Below are 6994 nucleotides of genomic sequence, written 5' to 3'. Positions count from 1 at the left end.
GGGCCAGCCGCGGCAGGCCGAGCGCCGCGGCCAGGGCATCGGCCAGCACCTCCTCCGGCAGCAGGCCGAGGGCGAGCAGGGCGCCGGCCAGCGTCTCCCCGGTGCCGCGGCGCGCCTCCTCGGCGCGGGCGAGCGCCGCCGCGGGCAGCAGGCCATGCGCGCGCAGATGCGCGGCGAGGCGGGCGGAGGCGTCGTCGCTCAAGGCACGCCCCAGCCGGCCACGCCGCCGCCGGCGAGCCAGGCGATCCAGGCCCCGGCCGCTAGGGCGGGGGCGAAGGGCAGCGCCGCGCCGGGGGCCAGCCGGCCGTCGCGGCACAGGGCGGCGAACAGGGCGAGGGCGGCGCCGAGGGCGAGGGTGGGGCCGGTCCCGCCCGGCCCGGTCCAGGCACCGGCGGCGCCGAGCACCCAGGCATCGCCGCGGCCGAGGCCGTCGCGGGCGGTCGCCGCCCGGAAGCCGGCCTCCGCCAGGCGGCAGAGCAGGTAGCCGAACGCCGCCCCGGCCGCCGCCAACGCCAGCGCGCCCGTGGCGAACCCCTGCGCCAGCCCGAGCAGGGCGAGCGGCCCGGCGAGGCCGGCATGCACCTCCCCGGTGACGAGGTCGAGCCGGGCGATGGCCAGCAGCAGGGTGCCGAGCGCGCCGGCGCCGAGCCAGGCGGCGGGGGGCAGCAGCAGGGCAGCCGGCAAGGCGCCGAGCGCGCCACAGGCGGCGAGCGGGAGGAGGCCGCCGGCGCCGGCACCGCAGGCGCGCGCGAGGGCATGGCCGGCGGCGCCCAGCAGCGCGCCCGTACCGGCCGCGCCCGGCAGCAGCAGCGGCAGGTCCCCCGCGATCAGCACACCCGGTCCGTCCTTCTCATTGCGCGCCCGCCATTGTCATGGCCGGTGTCCATCCCCGGCAGCAGTCCAGGGCATCTAATTTGAGGCACCGCGATATCATTCGTTGGCCATGTTCATATAAAATAAATTTGATCGGCGAGCGACACAAAATCCGTCGTTATTATTACGAAAGTGTAGATTAATGGATTCTTGCGACGGGCTGGTCGCAGCAATGCGTCGAGGAGGACGCCGGCGTGCAGAGCGTGGAAGGGCAGCGGCCCTTCCGGGATGGGATGACAATGGATCGTATGGATAGCCGGGACGGATTACCAAAGACTGGCCAGTGGGGCCCGATGGCCGCATTGGCCGCATTGGCTTGCGCCCTGTGGCCGGTGGCCGCGGGTGCCCAGACTGCCGCCTGCACGCGGGAGTTGTCGGCGGACGTTGTCGCCCTCGACCAGGCGGTGCAGTTCAACCGTTACGGGTCGCATTACCCCGCCTTCATGATCTATGCCCTGAGGGACGACGTGGTGCCCGTCTCGGGCTCCGGCGCCCTGATGCCCGGCCGGGTGAAGCTGCGGGACGACCAGCGGCCGCGGCCGCTGGTCCTGCGCATGAATGCCGGCGACTGCCTGACCATCTCCTTCACCAACCTGCTCAACCCGGTGCCGGTCGAGGCCGATGACGGGACCGGCATCTCCATCGACCAGCCGGCGACGCGCATGGCCGGCCTGCATGTCGCCGGCCTCAGCTATGTCCGGGGCATCCAGGACGACGGCGCGCATGTCGGCCGCAACGCGACCAGCCTGGTCGCCCCCGGCGGCAGCACGACCTACAAGCTGCACGCCCCGGTCGAGGGTACCTTTCTATTCTACAACCAGGGCGTCACCACGGGCGGGGAGGCCAATACCGGCTCGCTCGGCTTCGGCATGTTCGGCGCCGTCACGGTGCAGCCCGCCGGCGCGGAGTGGTACCGCAGCCAGGTGACGCGGGCCGAGCTCGACCTGGCGACGGAGCGCGGGCCGGGCGGCCAGCCGATGCTGCTGCCGACCGGGCATCCGCGGATCAACTACGACGCCACCTACCCGGCCGGCCACCCGAAGGCCGGCCGGCCGATCCTGGCGATGCTGCAGGGCAGCCGGATCGTGCATGGCGACTTGCATGCCATCGTCACCGGCCCGGCCCGCGGCCCGCACACCGCGACGATGGCGGCCAACCCGGTCCTCGAGCCCAACAAGACGAAGGAGCAGGGGCCGGGCGCCGGCACCCGCAGCCGGCAGGAGCCCTATCGCGAGTTCACCATCCTCTTCCATGACGAGGTGAAGTCGATCCAGGGTTTCCCGCAGTTCCGCGACCCGGTGCTGGGCCACACGCTGCATGGCGTGGGCGATGCCTTCGGCATCAACTACGGCATCACCGGCGCCGGCAACCAGGTGCTGGCCAACCGGCTGGGCGTCGGGCCGGCGGCGCATTGCGCGGAATGCAAGTACGAGGAATTCTTCCTCACCTCCTGGGCCGGCAACGACCCGGCGCTGGTGGTGGACGTCCCGGCCGCCAGCGCGCTGCGGCCGGACGGCACGGTGGACCCGGCGGCGCCCAAGGCGACCCGGGCGCTCTATCCCGCCGACCCGGCCAATGTGTTCCCGAGCTATCTCGGCGACCGGCTGCGCATGCGGAACCTGCATGCCGGGGCGGAGCAGCACATCTTCCACCTGCACGCCCACCAGTGGCTGTCCAACCCGGAGAGCACGGGCGCGGCCTATCTCGACAGCCAGTTCGTCGCCCCGGGCAGCGGGCGGACCTACGAGATCGCCTTCAACGGGTCGGGCAACCGCAACCAGACGATCGGCGACAGCATCTTCCACTGCCACCTCTACCCGCATTTCGCCCAGGGCATGTGGGGCCTCTGGCGGGTGCACGACACCTTCGAATGGGGCACGCCGCTCGACTCTGAAGGCCGGCCGCTGCCCTATTCCCGCGCCCTGCCGGATGGCGAGATCGAGCGCGGCACGCCGATCTACGCGCTGGTGCCGCTGCCCGGCATGGCGCTGGCCCCGCTGCCGGCGCCGGTGCGGATCGAGCAGGGCCAGGTGGTGCTGGCCGGCGGGACGGAGGCCGGGGACAACCCGGGCTATCCGTTCTTCGTCCCGGGCGTCGCCGGCCACCGGCCGCCGCGCCCGCCGCTCGACACGCTGCACGATGGCGGCCTGCCGCGGCATGTCGCCGTGGGCGGGGAGGCGATGGCGCAGCTCGACCGCCTCGACCTCGACAAGGTGACGGAGCGGCTGCAGGTGCGCTGGCTGGCCGAGACCGGCGAGCCGTCCGAGCGCGCCGCCATGGCCTTCCACGCGCTGCGGACGCATCCCAGCGTGACGCATGACGGCACGCCGCGCGCCTTCGTCACCAATGGCCGCCCGCCGGTGCGCGGCGCGCCCTATGCCGATCCCTGCCGCCCCGACAACGAGGATGGCAGCTGGAGCGCGGTGACGCGCACCTACAAGGGCGCCGCCATCCAGCTGCGCATGACGCTGAACCGCGCCGGCTGGCACTACCCGCAGGCCCGCATGTCGGCGCTGTGGGAGGACGTGGCGCCGACGCTCGCCGGCACGCGCCCGCCGGAGCCGCTGGTGATCCGCGTGCATTCCGGCGACTGCGTGGAGTACCAGCACGCCAACCTGGTGCCGCATGTCTACGAGCTGGACGACTACCAGGTGCGCACGCCGACCGACATCATCGGCCAGCACATCCACCTGGTGAAGTTCGACGTCACCTCGGCCGACGGCTCCGCCAATGGCTGGAACTACGAGGACGGCACGCTGGCCCCGGGCGAGGTGCGCGAGCGCATCGCCGCCATCCGGCGCAACTACGGCTGCGCCGAGGGCCAGACCGGCGCGAATTGCCCGCTGGCGGTGCCGCATCCCTTCTTCGGGGCGGGGCCGAACAACGAATGGCTCGGCGCCATGACCACCGTCCAGCGCTGGTACGCCGACCCGGTGACCGACCAGAACGGGGTGGATCGCGGCCTCGGCTCGGTCTTCACGCATGATCATTTCGGCCCTTCCACCCACCAGCAGAACGGCCTCTATTCCTCGGTGGTGATCGAGCCGCGCGGCTCGACCTGGCTGATGGCCGAGAGCGACACGCCGCTCGGCTACCAGCGGCCGGATGGCGGCCCGACCAGCTGGGCGGCCCGCATCATCATGCCGAACCCGGCGGAAAGCTTCCGCGAGTTCAACCTGCAGGTCGCCGACTTCGTGCATGCCTATGCCAAGGGCGGCGGCGTGGACGGGCTCGGCCGGCCGGCGCCGGACCCGGCGCGTGCGGTGAACAGCCCGGCGCGCGACCGCATCGGCCTGCCCTACCTGGTCGGCCGCGCCAACCGCTGCCCGGGCGGCGCGCCGCTGCCCTGCCCGCAGGCGATCTCGGTCGCCGATCCGGGCACCTACACCGTGAACTACCGCAACGAGCCGCTGGCCCACCGGCTGTTCGACCCGAACGCGCCGCGGCCGGACGGCTCGGGCCCCGGGGCGCAGGCGGCGGGCCGGGCGGGCGACCCCGCCTATGCCTTCCGCTCCGACATCACCCGGGCCATGGCGGACTACAACCGGCAGCCCAACACCTATCCGCCGCTGACCAGCAGCATCCAGCCCGGCGATCCCTGGACGCCCCTGCTGCGCGCCTACAAGCGGGACCGGATCCAGATCCGCCTGCTGGCCGGCGCGCATGAGGAGCCGCATGTCGCGCATATCCATGGCGCACGCTGGCTGGCCAACAAGGACGACCCCGCTTCCGGCTGGCGGTCGGCGCAGCAGCTCGGCATCTCCGAGCATTTCGAGTTCGTCTCGCAGGTCGTGCCGCCGGAAGGCGACCTGGCGGCGACGGTGGACCATCTCTATGCCGCGTCCGGGGGCATCGACGGCTACTGGAACGGCGCCTGGGGCCTGCTGCGCACCTACGAGTTCCAGCAGCCCGACCTGCGGCCGCTGCCCAACAACGCGCCGCCGGCCCAGCGCACGGTGAGCACGGGGGCGGGCACGGTGACGGCCGGCGCGACCTCGGCCGTCACCAACCTGGCGGAGTTCAACGGCGTCTGCCCGGCGGCCGCGCCGGTCCGCCGCTACGCGATCTCCGCCGTCTCGGCGGCGAGCGCGATCGGCGCCAACGGCCTCACCTGGAACGACCGCGCGGGCAACTATGCCGGCCAGCGCGGGCCGCTGATCGACCCGACCGGCGCGCTCTTCGTGCGCGACACCGACCTCTCCAACGGCCGGCTGATCGCCGGGCGGCCGGTGGAGCCGCTGGTGCTGCGCGCCGCGGCGGGCGACTGCATCGAGGTGACGCTGACCAACCGCCTGCCCGCCAGCTGGGCGGCCGGCGTGGTGGACGCCGCGAACCACAATTTCGTGGCGCTGCCCTTCCTGGTCGACCGGTTCAACATGAACCAGCTGCGGCCCTCGGCCGAGGTCGGGCTGCACGCGCAGCTCGTCACCGCCGATCTCAGCCGCAGCGACGGCGCTAATGTCGGGCTGAACGCCACGGTGCGGAACGGCGTGCGGAGCACGAGCCAGACCGCGGCCAGCGGCCAGGCGGTGACCTATCGCTGGTATGCCGGCGTGCTGCGGGAGATGCCGGTGGCGGCCGGCCAGGTGCGGCTGGACGCCGTGCCGGTCGAGTTCGGCGCCATCAACCTGATGCCGGCCGACCGGCTGCGGCATCCCGGCAAGGGCCTGGTCGGCGCGCTGGTGGTGCTGCCGCAGGGCGCGGTGTGGACGGAAGACAGCACCAGCCGCGCCCAGGCGACGGTGGTGACCCCGGACGGCCGCAGCTTCCGCGACTTCGTCCTGGTCTATCACGACGATGTCGGGCTGCGCGCCAGCGGCCGGCCGGTCTGCCCGAGCGGCGCGGGCGAGGGCGCGGCGGATGCCGCCGGCGAGCCGGTGAGCATCGTCACCACCGGCTGCAAGGGGCTCGACGACAGCCAGGATGCTGGCCTCTACGGCTTCAACTACCGCACGGAGCCGATGTGGGCGCGCGTCGGCCATCCGCCCGGGGAGGTGTTCGAGCTGACGCGGGAGCTGGACTATTCCCGCGCGCTGTCCAACGCCATCGCCGGCGGCGACCCGCGCACGCCGATCTTCACCGCGCGGGCGGGGCAGGAGCTGCGCTTCCGCCTGCTGCAGCCGGGCGGCCATACCCGGACGGCCAGCTTCACCCTGCACGGCCACGCCTTCCTCGAGCGGCCCTATGTCGCCGGGACGGTCCCGTCGCAGCGGATCGAGGGCGTGCGCGGCCGGCCCGGCTACCGTCCCGGCCAGTGGCTGTCGAACCGCGAGGGCGTCGGGCCCGCCAACCACTTCGACATCGTGGTGGAGCAGGCGGGCGGCCCCTTCCGGGTGGCCGGCGACTACCTCTTCCGCAACATGTTCCCCCTGGCCTTCGATGGCGGCCAGTGGGGCATCCTGAGGGTGACGCCATGAGGCGCGCAGCGCTGCTCGCCGCACTGCTCCTCCCGGCCGGGCAGGTCCCGGCCGCGGAGGGACCGGTGGTCCTGACGCATGGCATGGCGGGGATTTCCGCCACGCTGACCCTCGCGGATGCCGGCGGCGGCCCGCCGCGGCCCGGCGAGGTGGCGCTGCTGCGCCTCGACTTCGCCGCCGAGGACGGCCGGCCGGCCCGCGGCCTGCGCCCGGCCGCCTGGGGCGAGCGGGCGGAGGTGCAGGCGGCCGCCTGCCGGGAACGGGTGCGCGGCCTGATCCAGGCCCGGCTCGGCCGGCAGGCGGAGCTGGACTTCAACGGCTGGCAACTGGCCGTGCTGGGCGGGAACGGCGCGGTCTATGCGCTGGACCCGGTCGGCGGGAATGCCCGCACCCGGCTGCTGGCGGTGGTCAACCTTGCCGCCCGCGCCGGCGGCTATGCCGAGGACCTGGCGCGCGAGGCGCTCTATGTCGCCCTGCCCGACCGCGGCGAGGTGGCGGAGATCGACACCCGCCGCTGGGTGGAGCGGCGGCGGATCGCGGTCGGCGGCCGGCCGGCGGCCCTCGCGCTCGACCCCGCCGGCCTGCATCTCTGGGTCGGCCAGGAGGGCGGGGCGGGCGCGACGGCGGAGGTCGCGCTGCTGGACCGCGCCGACGGGACGGTGGCCGCGCGGCTCGCCGCCGGCGCCGGGCCGCATGGGCTGGCG

At 73.7% G+C, this 6994-nt stretch carries 4 protein-coding genes; 2 read left to right on the top strand and 2 right to left on the bottom strand.

Features of this window, described 5'->3' with window-relative positions:
• A partial coding sequence (locus E2C05_RS26615; protein WP_205083097.1) for a hypothetical protein occupies window positions 1-202 on the bottom strand: 202 nt, incomplete at its 3' end.
• The gene (locus tag E2C05_RS26610) at window positions 199-834 is read right to left on the bottom strand and encodes a prepilin peptidase (RefSeq protein WP_133222681.1); all 636 of its coding nucleotides are present in this window, start codon (window positions 832-834) and stop codon (window positions 199-201) included. The genes E2C05_RS26615 and E2C05_RS26610, both read right to left, overlap by 4 nt.
• A 410-nt stretch (window positions 835-1244) precedes the next feature.
• Between E2C05_RS26610 and E2C05_RS26605 the strand changes: the two genes are divergently transcribed.
• Window positions 1245-6290, top strand: coding sequence for a cupredoxin domain-containing protein (locus tag E2C05_RS26605; RefSeq protein ID WP_133222680.1), 5046 nt, complete (start codon window positions 1245-1247; stop codon window positions 6288-6290).
• On the top strand, window positions 6287-6994 hold a 708-nt coding region (locus tag E2C05_RS26600; RefSeq protein WP_133222679.1), incomplete at its 3' end, for a YncE family protein. The genes E2C05_RS26605 and E2C05_RS26600, both read left to right, overlap by 4 nt.

This window comes from Paracraurococcus ruber (genome assembly GCF_004353985.1).
Taxonomy (GTDB): domain Bacteria; phylum Pseudomonadota; class Alphaproteobacteria; order Acetobacterales; family Acetobacteraceae; genus Paracraurococcus; species Paracraurococcus ruber.
This window is presented reverse-complemented; position numbering and strand designations above follow the sequence as displayed.